This window comes from Streptomyces sp. f51, assembly GCF_037940415.1.
Taxonomy (GTDB): domain Bacteria; phylum Actinomycetota; class Actinomycetes; order Streptomycetales; family Streptomycetaceae; genus Streptomyces.
On the sequence record NZ_CP149798.1, the window covers coordinates 5,184,109 to 5,208,871 of the forward strand.

Genomic DNA, 24,763 nt, shown 5'->3' on the forward strand with positions numbered 1-24,763 from the left:
GGTGGACGGAATCGGCGCCGCACCCCCGGCCGTGAAACAATCGAAGCGGCTCACACGAACCAGCAGGGAGCGGGAGACACAGCACGATGCGCATCGGAGTTCTCACGGCAGGCGGCGACTGCCCTGGCCTGAACGCAGTGATCCGGTCGGTCGTGCACCGAGCGGTCACCAACTTCGGCGACGAGGTCATCGGCTTCGAGGACGGCTACGCCGGGCTCCTCGACGGCCACTACCGCACCCTCGACCTCAACGCCGTCAGCGGCATCCTCGCCCGTGGCGGCACCATTCTCGGCTCCTCCCGGCTCCAGCGCGACCGGCTCCGCGAGGCGTGCGACAACGCTCAGGACATGGCACGCGAGTTCGGGATCGACGCGCTCATCCCGATCGGCGGCGAGGGCACGCTCACGGCGGCCCGGATGCTGTCGGACGCGGGCCTGCCGGTGGTCGGTGTGCCGAAGACCATCGACAACGACATCTCCGCGACGGACCGCACCTTCGGCTTCGACACCGCCGTCGGTGTCGCCACGGAGGCCATGGACCGGCTGAAGACGACGGCCGAGTCCCACCAGCGTGTGATGGTCGTCGAGGTCATGGGCCGGCACGCGGGCTGGATCGCCCTGGAGTCCGGCATGGCCGCCGGTGCCCACGGCATCTGTCTGCCCGAGCGTCCCTTCGACCCGTCCGACCTGGTCGCGATGGTCGAGGAGCGCTTCTCCCGCGGCAAGCGGTTCGCCGTCATCTGTGTCGCCGAGGGCGCCCACCCCGCCGAGGGCACCATGGACTACGGCCACGGCGAGATCGACCAGTTCGGCCACGAGCGTTTCCAGGGCATCGGCACGGCCCTCGCCTACGAGCTGGAGCGCCGCCTCGGCAAGGAGGCCAAGCCGGTCATCCTCGGCCACGTCCAGCGCGGCGGCTCGCCGACCGCGTACGACCGTGTCCTCGCCACCCGCTTCGGCTGGCACGCCGTCGAGGCCGCGCACCGGGGCGACTTCGGCAGGATGACCGCGCTGCGCGGCACGGACATCGAGATGGTGCCGCTCGCGGACGCGACCACCGAACTGAAGACCGTGCCGAAGGACCGGATGGACGAGGCGGAGTCGGTCTTCTAGACCTCCGGGGTCCGGACCCGGAGTCCGGATGCGGAAGACGGTCCGACGGCGGCCCGGGCGCGGTGTGCGCCCGGGCCGCCGTCGCGCGCGGGTCCGGGACCTCAGTACGAGCTGCCGCGGACGGCTGTCCAGAAATGATCGACGACCCGGTCGAGGAAGTCCCGGCCGGACTCGCCGGATCCGGTGGCGGCCGGACCGCCGCCCCAGTTCAGGGTCGCGGCCATCTGCCCCTGGTAGCCGGTGTGCAGCTCCTCCAGCACGGCCTCCAGGAGGCCGCGTTCCAGCGGCACCATCTTCGCGACCGGGCGCACATAGGCCTGCCATCGCGTCGTCACCGCGCTGCGCAGCAGGTCGCCGAGCCGGCCGTCGCGGCCCGTCACGGTGATGAAGTCGGGCAGCGAGAGGTCGAGCACCTGGGCCAGAGCGGTCGACTGCCGGTCGTTGCCGCGCCAGGTCCCCGACTCCTCCATCCGCTCGTAGGCGAGGAGTCCGATCCCGACGGCGTGTGCCACGTCCTCCGCCGCCAGTTCGCGGGCGAGACGGTGTTCGCGCAACGTCCGCGGCGCGCCTATGAGTTCACCCGCGGAGCACCACAACACACCGGCCAGCGCGGTGAGTTCGGGACTGCTCGGCGCCGCCGCGCCGCGCTCCCAGGCTATGACCAGATCGGGTGTCGCGTAGGGCAGCCCGTACGAGGCTCTCAGACCGTACGCGACGTGCTCGGGCCCCATTCCGAGTGCTGCCCGCAGTCTTCGGGCGGCGGGGGCGTTGAAGGGCGGGGTGGGCTGTTGGTCTTGCGGTCGGTGCACGCGCACAAGCTATGGGCCGGGGGCAGCGATGACTACGGACTGTTCGGCCACAATCACAGATTGTAGGAACATACGGTTTCGGTCGCGGTCCGGAATTCGCCCTGTCGTACGAGAGGGCGGCCGGGCGGCACCCGCACCGGCAGGTCAGCTCCTCACCCAGCGGTACTGGAGCTCCGGCCGCCCGACCGTCCCGTACTGCGGGGCCCGTGCCGCGCGGCCGGCCTCCACCAGGTGTTCCAGATAGCGCCGGGCCGTGATCCGGGAGATGCCGACGGCCTCGGCCGCCCCGGCCGCCGTCAGCCCGCCGGGGTGGTCCCTGAGGGTCACGGTCACGCGTTCCAGGGTCGGCGCGCTCAGGCCCTTGGGCAGCGCCGCCGGTCCGGGGGCGCGCAGGGCGGCCAGCGCGCGGTCCACCTCCGCCTGTCCGCTGGCCTCACCGGCCGCCGCGCGGAACTCCGCGTACCGGATCAGCCGGTCGCGCAGGGTGGCGAAGGTGAACGGCTTGAGCACGTACTGCACGACCCCGAGCGACACCCCCTCCCGTACGACGGCCAGGTCCCGCGCGGAGGTCACCGCTATCACGTCGGCGTGATGGCCCGCGGCCCGCAGCGAGCGCGCGAGCCGGAGGCCGTGTGTGTCCGGCAGATGCAGGTCGAGGAGCAGCAGGTCCACGGGGGTGCGGTCCAGCGCCCGGCGCGCCTCGGCACCGGTGTGGACCTTGCCCACCGCCGTGAACCCGGGCACCCGGCCGACGTACAGGACGTGCGCGTCGGCGGCCACGGGGTCGTCCTCGACGACGAGCACGCGGATCGGATCGCTCATGCGCCGCCTCCCGGAAGAACGGACTCGGACGACTGGACGGACCGCGCACGCGGGACGGCGCCGGTGCCCGGCGTGGCTTCCGCGACCGGGTCCGGGGTGGGGCCGGTGCCGGGAGCCGGGGCGGCGGCCGGTGCCGGCAGGGGCAGGCGCACCTCGAACTCGGCTCCGCCGGCGGCCCCTTCGCGCACCTCAAGGGTGCCCCCGTGGCGGAGCACCGTCTGCCGGGCCAGGGCCAGGCCGAGACCGCGCCCGCCGGGGCCCGCCGGTTTCGTGGACCAGCCGTGCTGGAAGACCCGCTCGGTGTGCGCGGGGTCGACCCCGGAGCCGGTGTCGGCGACCCGCAGCACCAGGGCCGACTCCCCGGTGAACGCCGTCACCGTGACGCGCGCGCCCACCGTCGCCTGCGCCGCGTCCATCGCGTTGTCGATCAGATTGCCGAGCACGGTGACCAGGTCGCGCGGGGTGAGCGCGGCCGGGAGCAGCCCGTCGTCGATGCCGCTGTCCTCGGAGACGACGAGCTCCACCCCGCGCTCGTTCGCCTGCGCGGCCTTGCCCAGCAGCAGCGCCGCCAGGACCGGTTCGCCGACCGCGGAGATCACCTCGTCGGTGAGGGCCTGCGCCAGTTCCAGTTCGGCGGTGGCGAACTCCACCGCCTCCTCGGCGCGGCCCAGTTCGATGAGGGAGACCATCGTGTGCAGCCGGTTGGCCGCCTCGTGCGCCTGCGAGCGCAGCGCCTGGGAGAAGCCGCGCTCGGAGTCCAGTTCGCCGGTCAGCGCCTGGAGTTCGGTCACGTCGCGCAGGGTGACCACCGTGCCGCGCCGTTCGCCGCCGGACACCGGGGAGGTGTTCACGACCAGCACGCGCGTGTCCGTCGGATGGACCTCGTCCACGCGGGGCTCCGCCGACAGCAGCGCGCCCGTCAGCGGCGCGGGCAGCCCGAGTTCGGCCACCGAACGGCCGACCACGTCGTCGGTGACCCCGAGCAGTTCGCGCCCGCCGTCGTTCATGAGCGCCACCCGGAACTGGCCGTCCAGCATCAGCAGCCCCTCGCGCACGGCGTGCAGCGCGGCCTGGTGGTAGTCGTGCATCCGGCTCAGCTCGGCCGCGTTCATGCCGTGGGTGGAGCGCCGCAGCCGGGCGTTGATGACGTAGGTGCCGACGGCGCCCAGGAGCAGCGCGCCCGCCGCCGCCCCGATCAGGGCCGTCACCTGGTCCTGGACGCGTTCGGTGATGGCCTCGACCCGGATGCCCGCGCTGACCAGGCCGATGGTCCGCCCGTCCTGCTGGATCGGGGTCACCGCGCGCACCGAGGCGCCGAGGCTGCCCGTGTACGTCTCCGTGAAGGACCTGCCCGCGAGCGCCGGGCCGATGTGCCCGAGGAAGTGTCCGCCTATCAGCTTCTCGTCGGGATGGGTCCAGCGGATGCCCCGGGGATTCATGATCGTCACGAAGTCGACGCCGGTGTGCCGCTGGACGCGCAGGGAGTACGGCTGGAGCGCCCGGGTGGGCTCCGCGGTGCCGATGGCCGCGTGGACGGACGGGGCGTCCGCGACCGAGCGCGCGACCGCCATCGCCTGGCGGCCCGCCGCCTCCTCGGCCTGGCCGCGGTCGCCGACGTAGGTGAACAGCGCGTACCCGGCGACGAGGACCGCGATGAGCACGGCCTGCATGCCGAAGAGCTGGCCGGCCAGGCTGCGGGGTCGCGGGACACGGGGAAGACGCATCCGTTCAGTGTGCCTGGCCCCGGCGCGGGCGCCCCGGGGGCGTGTGAACTCAATGAACGGAAGGGTGACCGCCCTCACACGCCGGGAGATAGTCCCCTCATCCCCCCGGGAGCCCTGCCTCCCGGATCCCCGGTCGTGAGCCGCACACCGGGTTCCGCCGGTCGTGAGCCGCACGCCGGATGATGCCGACGACGTCGTCAAGGAGGGCAGCCGTGGCCAGCACGCCGCAGACCGCACCTGCCGCACCCGCCGCCAGACGGGACCGCACGCACTATCTGTACATCGCCGTGATCGCCGCCGTGATCCTCGGGATCGCGGTGGGCCTGATCGCCCCCGACTTCGCCGTCGAGCTCAAGCCCATCGGCACGGGCTTCGTGAACCTGATCAAGATGATGATCTCCCCGATCATCTTCTGCACGATCGTGCTGGGCATCGGCTCGGTCCGCAAGGCCGCCAAGGTCGGCGCCGTCGGCGGTATCGCGCTCGGCTACTTCCTGGTGATGTCGCTGGTCGCGCTCGCCATCGGCCTGGTCGTCGGCAACATCCTGGAGCCGGGGAGCAGCCTGGCGATGACCGACGCGGTCAAGCAGGCCGGGCAGGGCCAGGTGTCGGCGGAGGCGCTGCCGCCCGTCGACTTCGTGCTCTCGATCATCCCGACCACGATGATCTCGGCGTTCACCGAGGGCCAGGTGCTCCAGACCCTGCTCGTGGCGCTCCTGGCCGGGTTCGCCCTCCAGGCGATGGGAGCGGCGGGGCAGCCGGTGCTGCGCGGGGTGGAGCACATCCAGCGGCTCGTCTTCCGGATCCTCGCCATGGTCATGTGGGCGGCCCCGCTCGGCGCGTTCGGCGCCATCGCCGCCGTCACGGGCTCCGCGGGCGTCGACGCGCTCAAGAGCCTCGCCGTGCTGATGCTCGGTTTCTACGTCACCTGCCTGATCTTCGTCCTCGTCGTGCTCGGCACGCTGCTGCGCGTGGTGACGGGCCTGAACATCCTGACGTTCCTGAGGTATCTGGGCCGGGAGTTCCTGCTGATCCTGTCCACCTCGTCCTCCGAGTCCGCCCTGCCGCGGCTCATCGCGAAGATGGAGCATCTGGGCGTCGGCAAGTCGGTGGTCGGGATCACCGTCCCGACCGGCTACTCCTTCAACCTCGACGGCACGATGATCTACATGACCATGGCCTCGCTCTACATCGCCGACGCGATGGGCACGCCGATGGCGGTCGGGGAGCAGATCCCGCTCCTGCTCTTCCTGCTGGTCGCGTCCAAGGGCGCGGCGGGCGTGAGCGGCGCCGGCCTGGCCACGCTGGCCGGCGGCCTCCAGTCGCACAAGCCCGCCCTGGTGGACGGCGTCGGGCTCATCGTCGGCATCGACCGGTTCATGAGCGAGGCACGCGCGCTGACGAACTTCGCGGGCAACGCCGTGGCGACCGTCCTGATCGGGACCTGGACGAAGGAGATCGACAAGGAGCGGGTCGCGCTCGTCCTCGCCGGGGAGCTTCCCTTCGACGAGAGGACCCTGCTGGACGACGCCGACACCGATGCCTCCGCCGACGCCTCCGCCGGCGTCCGCGCGGACCTCCCGGAGCAGGGCGGCGAGAAGGAACCGAGCACCGCGTAGGGCGGACACGTCCCAGGAACTGCGCACACGTCCCAGGAACTCCTGGAGCCCGTCCGGCACTCCCCGCCCGACGGGCCCAGGGACGCCCGGACGGCCGGGCATCCCCCCACGGGCCCGGCCGTCCGGTGCACGGCCGAGTCCCCGGAGGCCCTGACTCCTCCGGGGCTCAGCCGCTCAGCTTCGCCACCAGTTCGGTGGCGCGTGAGACGGGCACACCCGCCGCGGTCAGCATCGTGACCGTGGCGGAGCCGCCCGCCTCCGCCGCCGCCAGGAGCCCGTCGTTCACGGCCTCCATGAGGGCGAACAGGGTCTGCTCGTGCACGTACGCCAGCGCGTACGGAGGCAGCGGCGAGGCGAACACACCCTGTTCCAGGCCGCGTCGGAGAATCTCCGCGCAGGCCTCGCGCACCGGCGTCAGACGTTCCCTGATGCCCTGCATCGTCACGCTGCGCTGGGCGAGGGCGACCAGCAGGCGGTAGCGGTCGGCGATCTCCCAGACGGCCAGGGTCGAGCGGGCCAGCGACTCGGCCGGGTCCACGACCCCCTCGCGGCCCGCCGCGTGCGCCGCCGCGACGGCCGCCACGGCCTCGTCGGTCAGGGTGCCCACCAGTGCCTCGCGGCTCGGGAAATGCCCGTAGACCGTACGCCGTACGACCCCCGCCGCCCGCGCGATCTGGTCCATGGACGCGTCGGGGTCACGCAGCAGTTCGGCGAGTGCGACGTCCAGGATGCGGCGGCGGTTCACATCGGCGCGGCTCGGGTTACCCGTGGTCATGGCTGCCATTCTGCCCGCCCGCCACCGGGCGGCCTCCTGTCCTGGGGGCACGGGGTCTCGACCTCCTTCATTTGCACAGTGCTGTGCAATCTCGTATCTTGCACAGAGTTGTGCAGTTGCACTCCACTGTGCAAGTTCTGGTGCGGACGATCTCCGCGCCCGTCGACGAAGGAAGGGCGACCCGTAGCCATGCGTCTCGTCATGAACGAACCGGTCGAGAGGATGGACCGGCCCTACGCCAGGCGGTGGTGGGCGCTGCTGGTCCTCTGCCTGAGCCTGCTGATCATCGTGATGGCGAACACCGCCCTCACGGTCGCGGCTCCCGACATGACCCGGGACCTCGGCCTGTCCAGCGCCGACCTGCAATGGGTCATCGACGGCTACACCGTCCCCTACGCGGCCCTGATGCTGCTGCTCGGCGCGATCGGCGACAAGTACAGCCGCCGCGGCGCCCTCGTCCTCGGGCTCGTCGTGTTCGGCGGCGGCGCCGTCGCCGGTTCGCTCGTCGGCAGTTCCACCGGGGTCATCGCGGCCCGCGCCGTCATGGGCGTCGGCGCCGCGCTGATCATGCCGGCCACCCTGTCCCTGCTCGCCGCGACCTTCCCGCGGGCCGAGCGGGCCAAGGCGATCGTCCTGTGGACCGCCACCGCCGGACTCGCCATCGCCGCGGGTCCGCTGGTCGCCGGCGCCCTGCTGGAGCACCACGGCTGGTCGTCCACGTTCCTGATCAACGTGCCGATCGCCGCCCTCGCCATCGTCGGCGCGCTGGTCCTGGTGCCGCCGTCCAGGGCCGCGCACCACCACCGCATCGACTACGTCGGCGGGCTCCTCTCGGTCGTCTGGATCGGCTCGCTCGTCTACATGATCATCGAAGGGCCGCACTTCGGCTGGGGCGTCAAGGCCGTGACCGCCGCCGTGGTCGCCGGGGCCGGACTGGTCCTCTTCGTCCTGTGGGAGCTGCGCCACCCGCGCCCGGTCATCGACGTACGGCGCTTCGCCAACCGCCGCTTCGCCGGCTCGAACCTCGCCGTCGCCCTCTTCTTCCTGGCCGTCTTCGGCGCCTTCTACTACCTCACCCAGCACCTCCAGTTCGTCCTCGGTTACGACGCCCTGGACACCGGAGTGCGGATGCTGCCGCTCGCCGGGGCCGTCTTCGTGGGCTCGGCGCTCACCGGCTACCTCACTCCGCGCATCGGCATGAGGTTCACGGTCACCGCGGGCATGGTCGGCGGCACGGTGGCGCTCGCGCTGCTCACCCGGGTGGACGCCTCCTCGGCGTACGGCGACCTCGTCCTGCCCCTCGTGATGCTCGGCCTCGCCATCGGTCTCGCGCTGTCGCCCTGCACGGACGCCATCATGGGCGCGTTCCCCGAGGCCGAGCTCGGCGTCGGCGGCGCCGTCAACGACACCTCGCTCGAACTCGGCGGCTCGCTCGGCATCGCCATCCTCGGCTCGGTGCTGGCGAGTTCGTACTCCTCGCACCTCGCCGACGCGACCGCGGGCAGCAGGCTCCCGGCGGGCGCCCTGACCACGGCGCAGGACTCGGTCGGCGCCGGGTACGTCGTCGCCCAGGGCATCGGCGACAAGGCCCGGCAGCTCGGCGAGCAGGCCGCACAGTCGGCGAACGCCGAGCAGGCGGCCCAGTTGAAGACGCAGGCCGGTCAACTCGCCGACGGGGCACGGCAGATGGCCGACGCGGTCGGCTCGTCCTTCTCGGACGCGGTGGCCCACACCAGCCTCGTCGGAGCGGTGATCCTGGGCGTGGGCACCGTACTGGTGGCGGTACTGCTGCCGCGCAGGGCGCGGACGGAGGCGGAGGCCGAAGTCGACGCCGAGACCGAGGCCGGAACCGTGTCCGAGTCCGAGGTCGCAACGGTGTCCGAGTCCGCGGCCGGAACCGTGTCCGTGTCCGCGGCCGCAACCGTGTCCGAAGCGGGAACCGTGTCCGGGACCGGGAGCGAGGCCGGGGTGGGCTCCGGGGCTTCGACCGGTGCCGAGGCCCGGGGCGAGAAGCCTGCCGAGGCCGAGAAGCGGGTCGGGGACGAGGGCGCGAGCGAGGGTGGGACCGAGGGTGGGACCGGGGCAGGAACCGTGACCCCCCGGACCGCCGTCTCGTAGAACATGCACTACCGTGCCGTGCCGGACCGTCCGGCACGGCACGGCACGTTCTGCGGAGGACACCGAGCATGAAGATCGACTGGGACCGGCGTACGTGTGCGCGCAAGGGGCACGTCACCTACGCGCCGGACGACCCGCGCCTGCGGGTGCGGCTGCACGCCGAGACCGCGCTCGGCGAGGTCTGGCGCTGCCTGCGCTGCGGCGACTTCGCCCTCGGCGCCCCGCACGGCTCCGGCCCCGCGGCCGAGGCGCCGCTCGTGCCGCGCGGCAAGGTGCTCCGCGACCTGTTCATCCTGCGCTTCCTGGCGATCGAGCGGGCCGTGCGCGGGGTGTTCATCGTGGCGGTCGCGGCCGCCGTGTGGAAGTTCAGCAACAGCCAGGACGCGGTGCGCCGGCTCTTCGACGAGTATCTCGACGTGCTCAGGCCGGTCTTCCGGCACTTCCACTACGACCTCGACCACTCGCCGGTCGTCGGCACCATCCAGAAGACCTTCGGCTACAAGCACTCCACGCTGCTGCTGGTCGCGGGCCTGCTGCTGGCGTACGCGCTGATCGAGCTCGTCGAGGCGGTCGGGCTCTGGTACGCCAAGCGCTGGGCGGAGTACCTCACGGTCGTCGCCACCGCCGCGTTCCTCCCGCTGGAGATCTACGAACTCACCGAGCACATCAGCTGGCTGAAGATCACCACGCTGGTCCTGAACATCCTCGCCGTCCTCTACATCCTCCTCGCCAAGCGGCTGTTCGGCCTGCGCGGCGGGCACAGGGCGTTCGAGGCGGAGCGGCAGAGCGCGTCCCTGCTGGAAGTGGAGGAGTCGGCCGGGGTCATGGTCTGACCCCGGCCCGGTCAGCGGTCCGTTCCGAGCGTCTCGGCCACGGCACGCGGCAGCCACTCCCGCGCCTCGCCGAAGGGGAAACCGAGCCGGGCCGCCCGGGAGTTGTCCATGCCGTAGGAACGGCGGAACGAGAACGGGGAGACCTCGCCCGTCTCGACGGGCTCAAGGACCGTCCGGCCCCCCGGGAGGCGCGCGCCGATCGCCTCGCACAACTCCCGTGTCGTCAGGGACCCGTGGGACGCCGCGTTGACGGGTCCCGTGAACTCCTCGCCCACCGTCCAGAACATGAAGTCGGCGATCTCCTCGACGTGGATGTAGGTCGCCGGGTGGTTCACGGCGGGCACGGCGATCGGCCTCCCGGCGCGGACGCGGTCGGCGTAGTGCTCCAGCCGCCCGGTGAAGTCGTCGTCCCCGCCCAGCACATGGGCGACGCGCACCGCCACGTACGGGAAGGCCGGGGCGGCCGCGAACACGGCCTCCGCCTGCCGCTTGCCCTCGCCGTAGTGGGCGTCGAGGAACTCCGTTTCCTCCCAGGGGAGTCCGGCGTCCACCGCGACGGCGCGGGGATCCACGGCGCCCTCGCCGACCGGTTCCGCCGTGTCCTCGTGCTCGTACACCTCGACCGTCGACGTCATCACGTACCGGCGGGTGCGCTCCGCGAAGACCCGGCGGGCGATCTCCGCCTGTCGCGGTGTGTAGCAGACCTGGTCGACGACCACGTCGAACACCCGTGGGCCCAGCGCCTCCCGCAGGGACTGCTCGTCGTCGCGGTCCGCGATCAGATGGACCGTCCCGGCGGGCGGCGCGGACGAACCGCGGTTGACGACGGTGACCCGGTCACCGGCCGCCACCAGCCGGGCGATGAGACGCTTTCCGAAATACCGGTTCCCGCCGATGACGCAGATCTCCCGCATGCCGCTCTCCCTGTTTTCGGCCTGTTTCGGCCTGTGGTCATAATTCTCCTGTCGCACGGGCCGGTTCCGAAGGGGGAGACATGGGAGATCCGGCGTTCGCACCGAAGGAAACACGGCATCCGCGCGCCGTCCCCGGTGAAACGACGGCGGGCTTGGACGCGCTCGACCGGCAGATCCTGGAACTGCTCCAGAGCGAGGGCCGCATCAAGCTCAGCGAGCTGGGCCGCCGCGTCCGGCTGAGCCCGGCCGCGGTCGCGGAGCGGGTGCGCCGGCTGGAGGCGACGGGCACGATCACGGGATACGGCGCCCAGGTGTCGGCGTCCCGTCTCGGCTACGGCATCCAGGCCTTCATCCGTGTCGACCCGCACGGCGGCTACACGCTCAGGCACCCGCGGACGCTGGAACTGCTGGCCCGTCCCGAGATCACCGAGGCCCACCACGTCGTCGGCGAGGACTGCTGGATCCTCAAGGTCGCCGTCGAGGACACGGTCCATCTGGAGGACGTCCTGGAACAGACCTCCGCGCTGGGGCGGACGACGACCTCGATCGTGCTGTCGTCCCCGGTGGACCGCAAGCCGCTGCTGCCCCGCCCCGCGCGCTGACCCGCCCCGCCCCGCCCCGCCCCGGCGTCCGGCGCCCGTGCTTGCCTTGACGTCGGCGTCAAGGACTACCGTCGGGGCCATGCGAATCGGCGAGCTGGCCGCACGGGCCGGGACGACCACGCGGACCCTGCGCTACTACGAGTCGCGGGGCCTGCTGCCCGCGCGGCGGGGCGAGAACGGGTACCGCACGTACGACGAGCACGATCTGCGGCTGCTCCGGCAGATCAGGACCCTTCAGGACTTCGGGTTCGACCTGGAGGAGACGCGGCCCTTCGTGGAGTGCCTGCGGGCCGGTCATCCCGAGGGCGACTCGTGCCCGGCGTCCCTGGAGGTCTACCGGCGCAAGCTCGGCGAGCTCGACGCGCTGATCGACGAGCTGCGCTCGGTGCGCGCGCAGGTCGGCGAGCAGCTGGAACGGGCGGAGCGGGCGCGGGACGCGCTGGCGGCCGACGCGGAGGTCCCGGGTGGTCCGGAACCCGTGTGCGAACTGGGAGGGCGGACGCGATGATCAGAGCGGCAGGTGTGGCCGAGGTGACGGACGCGGACTTCGGGGCGGAGGTGATCGGCTCGGATCTGCCCGTGCTGGTGGAGTTCACGGCCGACTGGTGCCCGCCGTGCCGGCAGATGGGTCCCGTGCTCAGCGAGCTGGCCTTCGAGGAGGGCGACCGCCTCAAGGTGGTCCAGCTGGACGTCGACACCAATCCGGAGACGACGCTCGCCTACGGAGTGCTCTCGATGCCGACGTTCATGGTCTTCCGTGCCGGGGAGCCCGTGAAGTCGATGGTGGGCGCCCGCGCCAAGCGACGGCTGCTCCAGGAACTGGACGACGTGCTCTGACCCCACCCGGCGAACGGGCCGGCACACAAAAAATCCCCTGGGCAATTGCGCCCGGGGGATTTCTCTGCGTATATTCAATGATTCACGACTTCCAGGAATGAAGACGTGAAGAAGTTCGATAGCCGCAGTATATCTGGGTGGGAGTGGAATTGTCAAACAAGGGATCGCACACAGAATTCCCCGACGATGAACTGCGAAGCGAGCAGGAATTCATCGACGGGCTGTACGCGCGTGTGGACGCCCTGCGCGATGCCACCGAGTCCTCCGTCGGGGACGCGCTCGCCCAGAGCAACACGCCCCGGCAGGCCCGGCTCGAACGGGACATCCTGGTCGCCGAGCGCTCGGGGATGCTGGCCGCGCTCAACGCCGTGGACGGTTCGCTCTGCTTCGGCCGCATCGACCTGTCACCGGTGGAGGGCGGGCCGGCCGCCGGCGTCACCCACCACATCGGCCGCATCGGCATCCGCGCCGACGACACCGAGCGCACCCCGATCCTCATCGACTGGCGGGCCCCGGTCGCCCGCCCCTTCTACCTGGCCACCGGCCACACCCCGATGGGCCTGCGCCGCCGCCGGCACATCGGCACCGCGGGCCGGCACGTCACCGACCTGCACGACGAGATCCTCGACCTCGGCGACCGCGAACGCACCGGCCACGAGGACCCGACCGGCGACGCCGTGCTGCTCGCCGCGCTCAACTCCGCCCGCACCGGCCGCATGAGCGACATCGTGCAGACCATCCAGGCCGAGCAGGACCGGATCATCCGTGCCCCGCACCGGGGCGTCATGGTCGTCGAGGGCGGCCCCGGCACCGGCAAGACCGCCGTCGCCCTGCACCGCGCCGCGTACCTGCTCTACGAGCACCGCGAGCTGCTCTCCAAGCGGGCCGTCCTGATCGTCGGCCCCAACCCCGCCTTCCTCGGCTACATCGGCGAGGTGCTGCCCTCGCTCGGCGAGACCGGGGTGCTGCTCTCGACCGTCGGCGAACTCTTCCCCGGCGTGCACGCGACCGCCTCCGACACCCCCGGGGCCGCCGCCGTGAAGGGCCGCGCCGGCATGGCCGACGTCCTCGCCGGGGTCGTACGGGACCGCCAGGCCCTGCCCGACCCGGTCATCGCGATCGAACACGACCGTGACGTCCTGATGCTCGACGCGGGCCTCGTCCGGGTCGCCCGGGAACGCGCCCGCGCGGCCGGCCTGCCCCACAACGCGGCCCGCGAGCACTTCGAGGGCCACATCCTCAACACGCTCACCGACATGCTGGCCGAACGCATCGGCACGGACCCCTTCGACGGCTCCAACCTCCTCGACCCGAGCGACATCACCCAGATCCGCGACGAACTCGCCGAGAACCCCGAAGTCTGGTCGGCGATCGACCAGTTGTGGCCGAGACTGACCCCGCGACGCCTGGTCGCGGACTTCCTGGCCGACCCGTACGGCCACGTCCCGGACGAGGACGCGGCGGCCATCCACCGCCCGCTGACCGGTCCCGCCGACTGGACCGCCGCGGACGTCCCGCTGCTGGACGAGGCGGCCGAACTCCTCGGCGAGGACGACCGGCTCGCGCGGGCGCTGGCCGACCAGGAACGCCGGACCCAGATCGCCTACGCGCAGGGCGTGCTGGACGTCTCCTACGCCTCGCGGACCTATGAGTTCGAGGACAAGGACGAGGAGGACTCCGAGGTCCTGTCCGCGCACGACGTCATCGACGCCGAGCGGATGGCGCGGCGGCACGAGGAGGACGACCACCGCAGCGCCGCCGAGCGCGCCGCCGCCGACCGGACGTGGGCCTTCGGCCACATCATCGTCGACGAGGCGCAGGAGCTGTCGCCGATGGCGTGGCGGCTGCTGATGCGGCGCAGCCCCACCCGGTCGATGACGCTCGTCGGCGATCCCGCGCAGACCGCGGAGGCGGCGGGGGTCGGATCGTGGGAGGAGATCCTCGCCCCGTACGTGGAGGACCGCTGGGAGCACACCCGGCTCGGCGTCAACTACCGCACCCCGTCCGAGATCATGGACGTCGCCGCCGGTGTGGTGCGGGCCGAGCGGCCCGGGTTCGAGCCGCCGCGCTCCGTCCGGTCCACCGGGGTGCGGCCCTGGGCGCGGGAGGCCGGGGACGATCTGCCCGGCGCGGTCGCCAAGGCCGTCGCCGAACTGACCCCGGCCGAGGGGCGGCTCGCGGTGATCGCGCCGCGGCCCCTGCACACCGCGCTCGCCGCCCGGCTGGACGGGGTGACGGCGGGCGCGGAGCCGGATCTCACCCGCGCGGTGGTGCTCCTCGACCCCCGGCAGGCCAAGGGCCTGGAGTTCGACTCCGTCCTGGTGGTCGAGCCGGCCTCGTACGGGACGAGCGACCTGTACGTGGCACTGACCCGGGCCACCCAGGCGCTGGGCGTGCTGTACACCGGTGAACTGCCCGCCCCGCTGCGGGGCACCGGTCTGGTGTGACGGCCCTGCCCGGTCCCCGGCGGACGCGCCACCGGGGACCGGAGCGGACACGGCCTAGGCCGGACGCAGCCACACCGTCGCGAGCGGCGGCAGGGTCAGCTGGACGCTGGCCGCGCGGCCGTGCCATCCGGTCGGTTCCGTCTTGACGGGGTCGGCGCCCGTGATGTCGCTGCCGCCGTAGCGCAGGTCGTCGGTGTTGAGGACCTCGCGCCAGGCGGGAATGTCCTCGGGGACGCCGATGCGGTAGCCGTGGCGGACGGCGGGGGAGAAGTGGGAGACGGCCAGGAGCGGGGTGCCGTCGGCCGCGTGGCGCAGGAATGCGAAGACGTTGTCGTCGGCGGAGTCTCCGGTGATCCAGGCGAAGCCGGAAGGATCGGTGTCGCGCTCCCACAGCGCGGGTTCGTGCCGGTAGACGGTGTTGAGGTCGCGCACGAGGTCCCGGACCCCGCGGTGGTCGGCCTCGGCGCCGTAGGCCGGGTCGAGCAGCCACCAGTCGGGTCCGTGGGCCTCCGACCACTCGGCACCTTGGGCGAACTCCTGCCCCATGAAGAGGAGTTGCTTGCCGGGGTGGGCCCACATGAAGGCGAGGTAGGCACGCAGGTTCGCGCGCTGCTGCCACCAGTCGCCGGGCATCTTGGACACGAGCGAACGTTTGCCGTGCACGACCTCGTCGTGGGAGATCGGCAGGACGTAGTTCTCGCTGTAGGCGTACACCATCGAGAAGGTCATCTCGTCGTGGTGGTACTTGCGGTGCACCGGCTCGTGCGACACGTAGTCCAGCGAGTCGTGCATCCACCCCATGTTCCACTTCAGCCCGAACCCCAGACCGCCGAAGCCGCCGGGGCCGGTGTGATGGGTCGCCCGGGTGACACCGTCCCAGGCGGTGGACTCCTCGGCGACGGTGACGACCCCGGGGTTGCGCCGGTAGACGGTCGCGTTCATCTCCTGGAGGAAGGCGACGGCGTCCAGGTTCTCGCGGCCACCGTGCTCGTTGGGCGTCCACTGGCCCGGTTCGCGGGAGTAGTCGAGGTAGAGCATGGAGGCGACGGCGTCCACGCGCAGTCCGTCGATGTGGAACTCCTCGCACCAGTAGGTGGCGTTGGCGACGAGGAAGTTGCGGACCTCACGGCGGCCGTAGTCGAACTCCAGGGTGCCCCAGTCGGGATGCGCGGCCCGCTGCGGGTCGGCGTGCTCGTACAGGGGGCGGCCGTCGAACTCGGCGAGCGCCCACTCGTCGCGCGGGAAGTGCGCGGGGACCCAGTCCATGAGAACCCCGACCCCGGCGCGGTGCAGGGCGTCGACGAGGTGCTTGAAGTCGTCGGGGGTGCCCAGGCGGGCGGTGGGGGCGTAGAACCCCGTGACCTGATAGCCCCAGGAACCGCCGAAGGGATGCTCGGCGACGGGCATCAGCTCGACATGGGTGAACCCGAGGTCGGAGACGTACGCGGGGAGCTGGTCGGCGAGTTGACGATAGGTCAGGCCCGGCCGCCAGGAGGGGAGATGCACCTCGTACACGGAGAACGGCGCCTCGTGGGGCGGCCGTTCCGCCCGCTTCCCCATCCACTCGGCGTCCCGCCACGCGTGGTGGGAGGCGTGGACGACCGACGACGTGGCGGGCGGTGTCTCGGTGCGGCGCGCCATCGGGTCGGCGCGCAGGGTGCGGGAGCCGTCGGGGCGCGCTATGTCGAACTTGTACAGCTCGCCCTCGCCGACCGCCGGAACGAACAGCTCCCACACACCCGAGGAGCCGAGCGACCGCATCGGATGCCCCGTGCCGTCCCAGAAGTTGAAGCCCCCGGCCACCCGGACACCGCGCGCGTTCGGCGCCCAGACGGTGAAGCGCGTGCCCGCGACACCCTGGTGCTCCATCGGCTCGGCGCCGAGCGCCCGCCACAGTTCCTCGTGGCGCCCCTCGCCGATCAGATGCAGGTCCAGCTCGCCGAGCGCGGGCAGGAACCGGTACGCGTCCTCCGTCTCCACCACCGTCCCCTCGTAGGCCACGAGCAGCCGGTACGCGTCCGGGACCGCGCGCAGCGGCAGCCGCCCCGAGAAGAAGCCGTCCCCGTCGTCGCGCAGCTCGGCGCGCAGTTCGTCCGTGACGACGGTGACGCCGAGCGCGTACGGGCGGAAGACCCGGAAGGCGACACCGTCCGGGACCGTGTGGGCGCCCAGCACTCCGTGCGGATCGTGATGCGTGCCGTCGAGCAGCCGCCGCCGGTCCGCGGGACCGACACCGGCCTCGCCGGTGGGTGGCACGGGCCCGTTCCCGGCCGGTACGGGCCCGGTCGCGCCGGTGCCGTCCCGGTCCTCGGCCGTCTTCCCGGCCGCCTTCCCCGTCGCCGGGCGGTCGGTGGACGTCCTGCCGGCGGGCACCGGCTCGGCGGGGGTCTTGTCGGCAGGCGTCCTGCCGGTGGCGGCGGGCGGTTTCTTGGCGCTGCTCTTCTGCGGGATGTCGTCGGACCGGGGGCGGGGCGTCACGGGCGGGGCCTCCTCGGGCGGGTGAACGGGGGCGGTGCAGGGGGGATCAGGGTGACGCGGCCAGCCGTCGTACCGCCGCCAGCGGAACCGGGAGCCAGTCCGGGCGGTGCCGGGCCTCGTACACGACCTCGTACACCGCCTTGTCCGTCTCGAAGGCCCGCAGCAGTACCGGATCCGTACGGGGGTCGAGGCCGCCGACCTCGGCGTAGCCGGTGCAGTAGGCGGCCCGGCAGTTGTCGGCCCAGCCGGACCCCGGCGCCGTCCCGGCGGCACCGGGTTGCCGGGTCACGGCGTGGGCCGCGTAGTCGAAGGAACGGAGCATGCCCGCGATGTCGCGGGCCGGGGGCTGGGGCATACGGCGCTCGGCGAGGGGTTTCGACGGTTCGCCCTCGAAGTCGATGAGCGACCACCGCCCGTCGGGGGAGCGCAGACACTGGCCTAGGTGGAGATCGCCGTGGACGCGCTGGGCCGTCCACGTGTGCCCCTCGGCGGTCAGATCGGCCAGCGCCTCGAACGCCGTGCGCAGTCCGGGCGCGTGGGGCCGCAGCAGCGGCACCGCCTGCGCGGCCGCGTCCAGGCGCTGGGTCATGGCGTCGACCAGCGGCCCCAACTGGGAGTGGCCCAGGGACACCACGGGCAGCGCGCGGGCGAGCGCCGTGTGCACTTCGGCGGTGGCCCGCCCCAGCGCCCGCGCCTCGGCGGCGAAGTCCTCGCCCTTGGCGAGCCCGCGCAGCGCCAGTTCCCAGCCGTCGCAGGCGCCCCGCACGAACGGCTGGAGCACGCCCAGGACGTACGACTGCCCGGACAGTTCCGCCCGGAGCCAGGCGGTGGGTGCCGGGACCCGGTCGCAGCCCTCACGGGCCAGGGCCAGCGGCAGTTCGAGGTCGGGGTTGATCCCGGGCACGATCCGCCGCAGTAACTTGAGGATGAGCGTGTCCCCGTACACCACCGAGGAGTTGGACTGCTCGGCGGTGATCATCCGCGGTGCGAGACCGGGCGGTATCTCCTGACCGGTGTCCCGCTCGAAACGCAGCACGCCGATGCGGGCCCGGGAGCGCAGGGCTTCCAGGAGCACATCGGCGGGCTGGGGGTCGGACAGGGCCTCGTACACCGTGCGTCCGGCGAGCGGACCCTCGGTCAGGTGCCCGATCAGGGCCGGGGCCAGCCGGGGCGGCAGTGCCTCGCGTGCGCCGATCAACAGTTGGTAGCAGTCGCCCGGGACGGCCGGGGCGCCCGGTACGGGTGGCTGGTGGGCGCGTGCCAGCAGGTGGTAGAGGCCCAACGGGCCGTTCGGTGGCAGCAGCTCGGTAGCGGTGACCAGCGAGAGCCCGGTGACCGGTCGTCCCTTGCCGGCGAACCAGCGCTGCCGCGGCAGCCATTCGCGCAGCAGTGGTTCAAGGGACGCCAGAAGGCCGGGACCTGGGGGTGCGGTGCGTGTGACGGCTTCCGACATGGGTCGCGTCCTTTCCCCGGGGTCGGGGTGTTACGTATGCGTGCCCCGGGCACGGCCGTGGAAACCGCCCCGCCCGGGGGCCTTTTCGGTCGAGCGGGTCCGGGAGATTTCCTCCGGACACGGCACAAGGGTGTCCAATCCCGGTGTGTGACACCAGACCTGGACACCCTCGTGATGTTCACTCCCGCCCGGAGCGCGCCGCGAATTAGGCGCGCTCCGCGGGGGCTCACCGGCCGAAGCGCTCAACTCGCCCCGTGCGGAGTCAGGCGGCTTCCTTCCGGAGTCGGAACCAGTAGAAGCCGTGGCCCGCGAGGGTCAGCAGGTAGGGGAGTTCTCCGATGGCCGGGAAGCGGACGCCGCCGATGAGTTCGACGGGGTGGCGGCCGTTGAACTCGCGCAGGTCCAGTTCGGTGGGCTGCGCGAAGCGGGAGAAGTTGTGCACGCACAGCACGAGGTCGTCGTCCCCCTCGTCCTCGGTCGAGGGCGCCTCCCGCAGGAAGGCGAGGACGGCGGGGTTGGAGGAGGGGAGTTCGGTGTAGGAGCCGAGTCCGAAGGCCTTGTTCTGTTTGCGGATCTCGATCATGCGGCGGGTCCAGTGGAGCAGCGAGGAGGGCGAGGACATGGAGGCCTCGACGTTGGTGACCTGGTAGCCGTAGACGGGGTCCATGATCGTGGGGAGGAAGAGGCGGCCGGGGTCGCTGGAGGAGAAGCCGGCGTTGCGGTCGGGGGTCCATTGCATGGGGGTGCGGACGGCGTCGCGGTCGCCGAGCCAGATGTTGTCGCCCATGCCGATCTCGTCGCCGTAGTAGAGGATCGGGCTGCCGGGGAGGGAGAGCAGGAGTGCGGTGAAGAGTTCGATCTGGTTGCGGTCGTTGTCGAGGAGGGGGGCGAGGCGGCGGCGGATGCCGATGTTGGCGCGCATACGCGGGTCTTTCGCGTATTCGGCGTACATGTAGTCGCGTTCCTCGTCGGTGACCATTTCGAGGGTGAGCTCGTCGTGGTTGCGCAGGAAGATGCCCCATTGGCAGTTGCCGGGGATGGCGGGGGTCTTGGCGAGGATCTCGGAGACGGGGTAGCGGGACTCGCGGCGGACGGCCATGAAGATGCGGGGCATGACGGGGAAGTGGAAGGCCATGTGGCACTCGTCGCCGCCGGAGGGGAAGTCGCCGAAGTAGTCGACGACGTCCTCGGGCCACTGGTTCGCCTCGGCCAGCAGCACCGTGTCCGGGTAGTGCGTGTCGATCTCCTTGCGCACCCGCTTGAGGAACTCGTGGGTCGCAGGAAGGTTTTCGCAGTTGGTTCCCTCGACCTGGTACAGATACGGCACCGCGTCCAGCCGGAACCCGTCGATCCCGAGATCCAGCCAGAACCGCAGCGCGGAGATGATCTCCTCCTGGACGGCGGGGTTCTCGTAGTTGAGGTCGGGCTGGTGGGAGAAGAAGCGGTGCCAGTAGTACTGCTTGCGGACCGGGTCGAAGGTCCAGTTGGAGGCCTCGGTGTCGACGAAGATGATCCGGGCGTCCTGGTACTGCTTGTCGTCGTCGGCCCAGACGTAGTAGTCGCCGTAGGGGCCGTCGGGGTCGTTGCGGGACTCCTGGAACCACGGGTGCTGGTCGCTGGTGTGGTTCATGACGAAGTCGATGATCACGCGCATGCCGCGCTGGTGGGCGGCGTCGACGAACTCGACGAAGTCGGCGAGGTCGCCGAACTCGGGGAGGACGGCGGTGTAGTCCGAGACGTCGTAGCCGCCGTCGCGCAGGGGTGACTTGAAGAAGGGGGGCAGCCAGAGGCAGTCGACGCCCAGCCATTGGAGGTAGTCGAGTTTGGCGGTCAGGCCCTTGAGGTCGCCGACGCCGTCGCCGTTGCTGTCCTGGAAGGAGCGGACCAGGACCTCGTAGAAGACGGCGCGTTTGAACCACTCGGGATCGCGGTCCTTGGCCGGGGTGTCCTCGAACGTGTCCGGGACGGGCTCGTTGACGATCATGTGGTGGGTGACCCTCCGATCAGCGGTGAGGACGGTCGCAGGACGGTGAGGATGTGCGCGGACCGGACGCCCGGCTCCAGTCGCACATAGTTGGTCCTGCCCCAGTTGTAGGTCTCGCCGGTGAGCTCGTCGCGCACCGGCACCGACTCGTGCCAGTCCAGGCCGAGTTGCGGCATGTCCAACGAGACCGTGGCCTCCTGGGTGTGGTACGGGTCGAGGTTGACCACCACCACAACCGTGTTCGAACCGCGGGCGTCGGTCACGGACTTGGAGTAGGCGATCACCGCCTCCTGGTCCGCGTGGTGGAAGTGCAGGTCGCGCAGTTGGCGCAGCGCGGGACTCCGCCGTCTGACCGCGTTCAGCTCCCGCACCAGCGGAGCGATGCTCCGGCCCTCCCGTTCCGCCGACTCCCAGTCGCGCGGGCGGAGCTGGTATTTCTCGGAGTGGAGGTATTCCTCGCTGCCGGGGCGCAGGGGGGTGTTCTCGCAGAGTTCGTAGCCGCTGTAGATGCCCCAGGTGGGGGAGAGGGTGGCGGCGAGGACGGCGCGGAGTTCGAAGGCGGGGCGGCCGCCCGTTTGCAGGAACTCGTGGAGGATGTCGGGGGTGTTGACGAAGAGGTTGGGGCGCATGCGGGCGGCGGAGTCGCCGGCCAGTTCGGTGAGGTACTCGGTGAGTTCCTGTTTGGTGTTGCGCCAGGTGAAGTAGGTGTAGGACTGCTGGAAGCCGATCTCGGCCAGGGTGCGCATCATCGCGGGGCGGGTGAAGGCCTCGGCCAGGAAGATGACGTCGGGGTCGGTGCCGTTGATGTCGGCGATCACCCGCTCCCAGAACACGACGGGTTTGGTGTGCGGGTTGTCGACGCGGAAGATCCGTACTCCGTGGTCCATCCAGTGGCGCAGCACCCGCACGGTCTCGCGGACCAGTCCTGGCATGTCCCGGTCGAAGGCGATGGGGTAGATGTCCTGGTACTTCTTCGGCGGGTTCTCGGCGTAGGCGATCGTGTTGTCGGGCCGGTGGTGGAACCACTCGGGGTGCTTCTCCACCCACGGGTGGTCCGGGGAGCACTGGAGCGCGAAGTCCAGCGCGATCTCCAGGCCCAGGGACGTGGCCCGGGCGACGAAGGCGTCGAAGTCCTCCAGGGTGCCCAGCGCGGGGTGGATCGCGTCGTGGCCGCCCTCGGGCGAGCCGATCGCCCAGGGCACCCCCACGTCCTGGGGACCCGCGGACAGCGTGTTGTCGGGGCCCTTGCGGTGGGTGGTGCCGATCGGGTGGACCGGCGGGAGGTAGACGACGTCGAAGCCCATCTCCGCGATCGCCGGCAGCCGCCCCGCGGCCGTACGGAACGTACCGTGCTCCGAAGCGTCGCCCCGCCCGTTCTCCGAACGCGGGAAGAACTCGTACCACGCGCCGAACAACGCCCGCTCCCGCTCCACCAGCAGCGGCAACGGCTCGGACGACGTCACCAGCTCGCGCAGCGGATGCTCCGCGAGCACGGCGTCCACCTCCGGGGTGAGCGCGGCGGCGAGCCGGGAGGCCACGGGCCGGCCGGTGTCGCGCAGCGCGTCCACGGCCCCGAGGACGGTGTCCCTGCTTCTGCTGCCCCGGGCTCCCTCGGGCAGGCCGGCGGCCGCCCGTTCGTACAGCAGGGCGCCCTCCTCCAGCACCAGTTCGGTGTCGAGACCGGCCGGGATCTTGATGCCCGCGTGATGCCGCCAGGTGCTGACCGGGTCGCCCCAGGCCTCCACCGTGTACGTCCAGCGGCCCTCCGTGCCCGCGCTGACCCTGGCACCCCAGCGGTCGGTGCCGGGAGCCAGTTCGCGCATCGGCGTCCAGGGTCCGGGGCGGCCGTCCGGGTCGCGCAGGACGACATTCGCGGCGACGGCGTCGTGGCCCTCGCGGAAGACCGTGGCCGAGACCTCGAACTCCTCGCCCACCACCGCCTTCGCGGGACGGCGCCCCTGCTGCACGACCGGGTGGACGTCCAGGACGGGGATGCGCCCGACGGCCGTGGCCGGGGCGGTGGCCGGGGTGAGGGGACCGTCGCCCGCGTCGGGGGTACGGGTGGCGGGAACGGCGGCCCGGCCCGCCTTCGGAGCCGTCCCGGCCGTCTTCGGCGCGGTCTTCTCCGGCGTCGCGACGGCCTTCCCCGCCTTCGCGGCCGACGTCCTGCCCGGCTTGGCCGCCTTCGAGGCCGACGACTTGACCGTCTTGGCGGCGGCCGGCCTGGAGGTCTTGGCCGGCTTCGCGGCGGACGGCTTGCTCGGCTTGGACGTCTTCGCGGCGGCCGTCTTGGCCGTCCTGGCGGGGGACTTGGCGGTCCCGGGTTCGGCGGCGGCCCCGCGGCGAGCCGGCGTCCCCGCGGCGGACGCGCCCGAGGACGCCGTCTCCGGGACGGCGGGGGTGCCGTCCGAAGGTGTGCCGGGGGCGGGCGTACCGGCCGGGGGCGTACTGGTGCGCGGGCCGGAGGCACCGGCGCCCACCGGGCGCGCGCCGGAACCGGACGCGCCGGGTGCGGTCGACGGTTTCTCCGGAGTACGGGGCCCGTCCCCGGCCGCGCGGGCTGGAGGTGTTTCGGGGGTGGTCGTCGGGGGTGGCGACGTGTGGTGCGTGGCGGGCATGACCGCTCCTGTCCGCGTCAACGTGGGTGGGCGGATGAGTGTGGGGAGGTGGGGCCTGCGGGCGTACCGGAGGAGCCTTCCCACCCTATGCGGGTGGGCATTCCGGCACTTTGTTAACTACTCACGCGTATGTCTACACACAAGACCGGCCTCCTCCCGGGCAGGCGAGGCCGGTGCGGTGTGGCCGAATCACCCTGGTCGCACCAGCGTCGCGCGAGGGTCAGCCGACGTTCAGAAGCCTGTTCGGCGAACCGGGGCCCGCGTTCGACACCTTGCCCGGCACGGCGTGTCTCACCAGCGCTTTCACCACCTGGGCCGGTGCGGCCCGCGGATGCCCGGCCAGATACAGCGCCGCCGCCCCGGCCGCGTGCGGGCTCGCCATCGACGTACCGGAACCGATCGCTCTCGCCATGTCGCCGGTGTACGAAGTCGACGTGATGTCCACCCCCGGCGCGAAGAGGTCGAGCGAGGCTCCCGTGTCCGAGAAGGGCGCCCGCGCGTCGTTCCGGTCGGTCGCGCCGACCGTGAGCGCCTGGGCGACCCGGGCGGGGGAGTAGAGCGAGGCGGGCAGCCCGTAGTTGCCGGCCGCGACCGTGTAGGTCACCCCGGAGGCGATGGAGTTGCGGACGGCCGCGTCCAGCTGGGCGTTGGCGTACCCGCCCAGGCTCAGGTTGGCCACGGCGGGCCTTCTCGCGTGCCGGGTGACCCAGTCGATGCCCGCGATGACCTGCGCGGTGGACCCGGCGCCCCGGTCGTCGAGGACGCGCACGGCGACGACCCTGGCCCTCTTGGCCACGCCGTACGAGGTTCCGGCGACCGTTCCTGCGACATGGGTGCCGTGACCGTTGCCGTCCTGCGCCGTCGCGTCGTCGTCCACGAAGTCCCAGCCGTAGCTCGCCCGGCCCCCGAAATCCCGGTGCGTGATGCGGATGCCGGTGTCGATGACGTAGACGGTCACCCCCGCCCCCTGCGACCCGGGGGCCGTATACCGTCCGTCGAGCGGCCGGGCCCTCTGGTCGATCCGGTCCAGGCCCCACGACGGCGGGTCCTTCTCGGCGCGGCCCGGCGCCGCGCCGCTGTCCGTGGCCCCGGCGAGCGTGACCCGGGTGTCCTGGACGACGGAGGCCACCCGCGGATCCGCGGCGAGCAGCCGGGCCGCTCTTCGGCCGGCCCGCACGGCGAAGCCGTCGAGGACCGTGCCGTAGGTGTGGCTGATTCTCGCTCCGTACCGCGCGGCGACGGCCGTCGCCGCGGTCGCCGACGGAGCCCGTCCGTCCCCCTTGAGCGTCACGATGTAGCTGCCGTCGACGGACCCGGGCTCCCCCGCGCCGAGTATCCGCCCCGCGGGAGCCGCCTGCGCGGGCGGGGCGATGGCCGAAAGCACCGCGGCCGTCATGACCGCGGTGACACCCGCCGCCCAGCGCAGACGCCACTTCCTCGTCCGTGCCATGACCTGAGTTCCCCTCCTCAACTCGACGTACCGGGGCCGGAGCGGGCCACTGCGGGCACGGCCCGGCCGTACGTCACCCGGTGAGCCTCTCGTGCGGTGCGAAGCACCACAAGGCCGCCCATGCGGGCGGAATCGGCCATCCCGTTCGTGAGGTGTCCGCGAGGGTTG

At 72.0% G+C, this 24,763-nt stretch carries 18 protein-coding genes; 8 read left to right on the forward strand and 10 right to left on the reverse strand.

Going from position 1 to position 24,763, the window contains the following annotated elements:
* The first annotated feature begins 86 nt into the window (after nt 1-86).
* The gene (locus WJM95_RS22750) at nt 87-1,112 is read left to right on the forward strand and encodes an ATP-dependent 6-phosphofructokinase (protein ID WP_339131623.1); all 1,026 of its coding nucleotides are present in this window, start codon (nt 87-89) and stop codon (nt 1,110-1,112) included.
* A 101-nt stretch (nt 1,113-1,213) separates the two neighbouring features.
* On the opposite strand, the gene WJM95_RS22755 is transcribed toward WJM95_RS22750, so the two are convergent.
* The 3 genes from WJM95_RS22755 to WJM95_RS22765 form a co-directional block, all read right to left on the reverse strand.
* Nucleotides 1,214-1,843, reverse strand: coding sequence for a helix-turn-helix transcriptional regulator (locus tag WJM95_RS22755; protein WP_339135774.1), 630 nt, complete (start codon nt 1,841-1,843; stop codon nt 1,214-1,216).
* 222 nt (nt 1,844-2,065) lie between these two features.
* Nucleotides 2,066-2,743, reverse strand: a complete 678-nt coding sequence (locus WJM95_RS22760) for a response regulator (protein ID WP_339131624.1) — start codon at nt 2,741-2,743, stop codon at nt 2,066-2,068.
* Nucleotides 2,740-4,467 (reverse strand): sensor histidine kinase, encoded by a 1,728-nt coding sequence (locus WJM95_RS22765; protein ID WP_339131625.1) that lies wholly within the window; start codon nt 4,465-4,467, stop codon nt 2,740-2,742. Before WJM95_RS22765 ends, WJM95_RS22760 begins: the two co-directional genes overlap by 4 nt.
* A 182-nt stretch (nt 4,468-4,649) precedes the next feature.
* On the opposite strand from WJM95_RS22765, the gene WJM95_RS22770 reads away from it, so the two are divergent.
* Nucleotides 4,650-6,086: a cation:dicarboxylase symporter family transporter gene (locus WJM95_RS22770; protein ID WP_339135776.1), complete on the forward strand. Its 1,437-nt coding sequence runs from the start codon at nt 4,650-4,652 to the stop codon at nt 6,084-6,086.
* 166 nt (nt 6,087-6,252) lie between these two features.
* Here WJM95_RS22770 and WJM95_RS22775 read toward each other — a convergent pair whose 3' ends face one another.
* A complete protein-coding gene (locus WJM95_RS22775; protein ID WP_339135778.1) occupies nt 6,253-6,870 on the reverse strand; it encodes a TetR/AcrR family transcriptional regulator in 618 nt (205 codons plus the stop codon).
* A gap of 180 nt (nt 6,871-7,050) precedes the next feature.
* Between WJM95_RS22775 and WJM95_RS22780 the strand changes: the two genes are divergently transcribed.
* Entirely contained in the window at nt 7,051-8,979 is a 1,929-nt protein-coding gene (locus tag WJM95_RS22780) for an MFS transporter (RefSeq protein WP_339131626.1), read from the forward strand.
* Between the two features lie 68 nt (nt 8,980-9,047).
* Nucleotides 9,048-9,812, forward strand: coding sequence for a DUF2127 domain-containing protein (locus WJM95_RS22785; RefSeq protein ID WP_339131627.1), 765 nt, complete (start codon nt 9,048-9,050; stop codon nt 9,810-9,812).
* An 11-nt stretch (nt 9,813-9,823) separates the two neighbouring features.
* Here WJM95_RS22785 and WJM95_RS22790 read toward each other — a convergent pair whose 3' ends face one another.
* The gene (locus WJM95_RS22790; RefSeq protein WP_339131628.1) at nt 9,824-10,726 is read right to left on the reverse strand and encodes an NAD-dependent epimerase/dehydratase family protein; all 903 of its coding nucleotides are present in this window, start codon (nt 10,724-10,726) and stop codon (nt 9,824-9,826) included.
* An 80-nt stretch (nt 10,727-10,806) separates the two neighbouring features.
* On the opposite strand from WJM95_RS22790, the gene WJM95_RS22795 reads away from it, so the two are divergent.
* From WJM95_RS22795 to WJM95_RS22810, 4 genes are all read left to right on the forward strand, one after another.
* Entirely contained in the window at nt 10,807-11,328 is a 522-nt protein-coding gene (locus tag WJM95_RS22795; protein WP_339131629.1) for an Lrp/AsnC family transcriptional regulator, read from the forward strand.
* Between the two features lie 79 nt (nt 11,329-11,407).
* On the forward strand, nt 11,408-11,836 hold the full coding sequence (locus tag WJM95_RS22800; protein ID WP_339131630.1) for a MerR family transcriptional regulator: 429 nt from the start codon (nt 11,408-11,410) through the stop codon (nt 11,834-11,836).
* The gene (locus tag WJM95_RS22805) at nt 11,833-12,165 is read left to right on the forward strand and encodes a thioredoxin domain-containing protein (RefSeq protein WP_339131631.1); all 333 of its coding nucleotides are present in this window, start codon (nt 11,833-11,835) and stop codon (nt 12,163-12,165) included. The genes WJM95_RS22800 and WJM95_RS22805 overlap by 4 nt, the downstream gene beginning before the upstream one ends.
* Before the next feature lie 191 nt (nt 12,166-12,356).
* Complete coding sequence (locus WJM95_RS22810; protein ID WP_339135780.1) at nt 12,357-14,612, forward strand: UvrD-helicase domain-containing protein; 2,256 nt, start codon at nt 12,357-12,359, stop codon at nt 14,610-14,612.
* 54 nt (nt 14,613-14,666) lie between these two features.
* Here the strand turns inward: WJM95_RS22810 and glgB are convergent, their stop codons facing one another.
* The 5 genes from glgB to WJM95_RS22835 form a co-directional block, all read right to left on the reverse strand.
* Nucleotides 14,667-17,090 (reverse strand): 1,4-alpha-glucan branching enzyme, encoded by a 2,424-nt coding sequence (glgB, locus tag WJM95_RS22815; protein ID WP_339131632.1) that lies wholly within the window; start codon nt 17,088-17,090, stop codon nt 14,667-14,669.
* A gap of 46 nt (nt 17,091-17,136) precedes the next feature.
* Nucleotides 17,137-18,543 (reverse strand): maltokinase, encoded by a 1,407-nt coding sequence (locus WJM95_RS22820; protein WP_339131634.1) that lies wholly within the window; start codon nt 18,541-18,543, stop codon nt 17,137-17,139.
* A 262-nt stretch (nt 18,544-18,805) separates the two neighbouring features.
* Nucleotides 18,806-20,527 (reverse strand): maltose alpha-D-glucosyltransferase, encoded by a 1,722-nt coding sequence (treS, locus tag WJM95_RS22825; protein ID WP_339131636.1) that lies wholly within the window; start codon nt 20,525-20,527, stop codon nt 18,806-18,808.
* Complete coding sequence (locus WJM95_RS22830) at nt 20,524-22,521, reverse strand: alpha-1,4-glucan--maltose-1-phosphate maltosyltransferase (RefSeq protein WP_339135782.1); 1,998 nt, start codon at nt 22,519-22,521, stop codon at nt 20,524-20,526. Before WJM95_RS22830 ends, treS begins: the two co-directional genes overlap by 4 nt.
* Nucleotides 22,522-23,365: 844 nt before the next feature.
* On the reverse strand, nt 23,366-24,595 hold the full coding sequence (locus WJM95_RS22835) for a S8 family peptidase (RefSeq protein WP_339131638.1): 1,230 nt from the start codon (nt 24,593-24,595) through the stop codon (nt 23,366-23,368).
* Nucleotides 24,596-24,763 lie beyond the last annotated feature (168 nt).